The sequence below is a fragment of the Desemzia sp. FAM 23989 genome, from assembly GCF_045528345.1.
Taxonomy (GTDB): Bacteria; Bacillota; Bacilli; order Lactobacillales; family Carnobacteriaceae; genus Desemzia.
Window position 1 is genome coordinate 1 of sequence record NZ_JBGQQT010000046.1, and the last position, 2,396, is coordinate 2,396.

The following is a 2,396-nucleotide window of genomic DNA, read 5'->3' on the forward strand; positions in this document are numbered from 1 at the left end:
GTAAGCCCGTTAAAATGGACGCCGATAGCTCCAAATAAAAAAAAGCATGACAAATAGCCTGATTTCATCCATTTTTTTGAAATCAGGCTGCTTTTTTCATATTTTTGGCTGGCTGGCAGCTTTCGATAATCGCCAACGACCAAGGGAGATAGTCGTTGATTTTCTCAGGTTCCTGAATCAAATCGACTTCTGGCAATTCAATTAATAGCTTTTCCAGATATTGGCGAAAATCGATGTGATTTGCTTTACAGGTTTCCACCAAGCTCAAATAGATGGCATTGGCTTTTCCACCCGCTTCACTTGTAGAAAATAACCAATTCTTTTTGCCCAATGTTAGCGGACGAATTGCATTCTCTGCACCGTTATTATGAATCGGCAACGCAGGAACTTCCAGAAACTTCAACAGGCCGGCTTTTTGATTCAAGCAATAGGTGATCGCTTTGTCCAAGGCAGATTTTGGCGCAGCGAATTGCGTCTCCAACCAAAGATAAAAGTCTTCCAACAGTGGTCTCGCAAATTTTTGACGCAATTGATCTCGTGCCATAATTGGCATTTCTTGCCAATCCCGTTCCATACGAAAAAGCGCATCACACACCATTTTACCCAAGCGAACCGCTGGACTCGAAGCTTTCCCACCTAATTCTAAGGCTTCGACCCATTTTCGTCGAGCATGTGCCCAACAATGGGCGAACTTGATACCGGGCAACTGCCGATAGACCGAATAGCCGTCACACAAAATCAATCCCTGCCAGTTTCCAAGGAACTTTCTTAATTCGTCCCGACTTCGAGTCAAGGTAGAATCGAAGAGTGTAATGGGATGCGTTGCCCCTTCGATGGTGCGATAAACCCAGTTTTGTGATTTTGATCGACCGGATTTTCCATCCGAACGTCGTAAAATTCGCGATGGGGTTTCATCCACGGCCAATATTGTTTTGGTCAACAATTGTTTCTTCAATTCCTGATAGATTGGTGCTAACCAGTCTTCGGCCACTTTATTGACCCATTCACTCAGTGTGCGGCTGTGCAACGTCAAGCCTAATCGTTGCCAGTCTTTTAATTGTCGTTCCAACGGAACGAATTGGGTAAACTTCATATAAACGGCTTCTGTTATCATCGAGGGACTGGCGATACTCCCAGGTAATGCCCGCTTAGGGGAAGGCGCCACTCGGATCTGATTGGTGCCGCTCTTCTTACAGTTTCGACATTCATAACGATGCACAATATGGCGGCAACGAACTAATTTAGCCGGAATCAATTTGACTTCGCTCCAGTCCTTGGTACCAAGTTCTTTCATCTCGCCGTTGCAACACAAACAAACTGGTTCTTCGAGGCGGTGATGATATTCTTCAGTGGGGAGATTTTCCAACTGTTTTTCTTTCCACCCAGGGACGCGATGCTTGCGAGTGTGCGTGGAGATAACGGTTATACGGCTAATTTCACCTTCTTCCTTTTCTGGTTGGCCGAAAAAATCGGATGGCTCATCAAATAAAGACGTTTGGTTCTGAGGAATCTCTTCCTGAGAATAGCGCGTTTTTTCACTACGAGACCCGAATAACATTTTTGTTAAGTTGGCGACCTGATTGGACAGTTCCATATTTTGCTCAAGTAGTTGATCTAGTCTCGCCAGTAATTCAGCATTTTGTTCTTCTAATTCGGTATTTGTCGCCATCTGCTCAGTCCATTCTTATCGCTTTGTTTCTTCTAGTTTATCAAATGAGACCTGAATGGTCACGAACTAATTTTATCGAAGGGGTTATTAGAATGAACCACCAGTTCGTGCGTTTGTGATAGCCCTTGGCTGCTCAATTTTTAACCCTTCTAATAGCCAACGCAACTCACGTTGCGTCAATTTTTTGACCTCCAATTCATTTCGTGGCCATTGTAATTTTCCTGAATCGATTCGTTTATAAAGCAATGCGAATCCATCTTGATTCCAAAACAGTGCTTTATACCGATCGGCACGTCTACCACAAAAAAGAAATAATGAGGCCTCTTGATAGACATCTAATTCAAATTGGTTTTGAATTACGGCGGCTAAGCCATCAATTCCTTTACGCATATCTGTATGTCCACAAACAAGGTAGAGGTGGTTTATTTTAGTGTAGTCAAGAATCATGTGACTTCAACTCCTTTAACAGAGCATAGAGAATATATTTGTCAATCCCGTTATAAATTCGAACTTCTTGCTTCTTGCATTGGATTTTCGCAGCAAGTTTCATCGGAGATGATGGAGCAGGCGAGACAGTATGTTGGCTTATTTCATTTGTGAGTGAGACGGGGACGATGGTGTGATGGGGTTGTTTTGGCATAACAAAAATTCCTCCTTCTGATTAAGATAGTCTTATCATACAGGAAGAATTTCCGGCTTTCTATGCGGTTAATTTCATCGGGCTTAC

At 43.1% G+C, this 2,396-nt stretch carries 2 protein-coding genes; both read right to left on the minus strand.

The features are described 5' to 3' along the window. Window positions 1–82 precede the first annotated feature (82 nt). Window positions 83–1,669: an IS66 family transposase gene (gene tnpC / locus ACEN36_RS12875; protein WP_407097732.1), complete on the minus strand. Its 1,587-nt coding sequence runs from the start codon at window positions 1,667–1,669 to the stop codon at window positions 83–85. A gap of 87 nt (window positions 1,670–1,756) precedes the next feature. Next, complete coding sequence (tnpB, locus tag ACEN36_RS12880) at window positions 1,757–2,116, minus strand: IS66 family insertion sequence element accessory protein TnpB (RefSeq protein WP_079650506.1); 360 nt, start codon at window positions 2,114–2,116, stop codon at window positions 1,757–1,759. Window positions 2,117–2,396 lie beyond the last annotated feature (280 nt).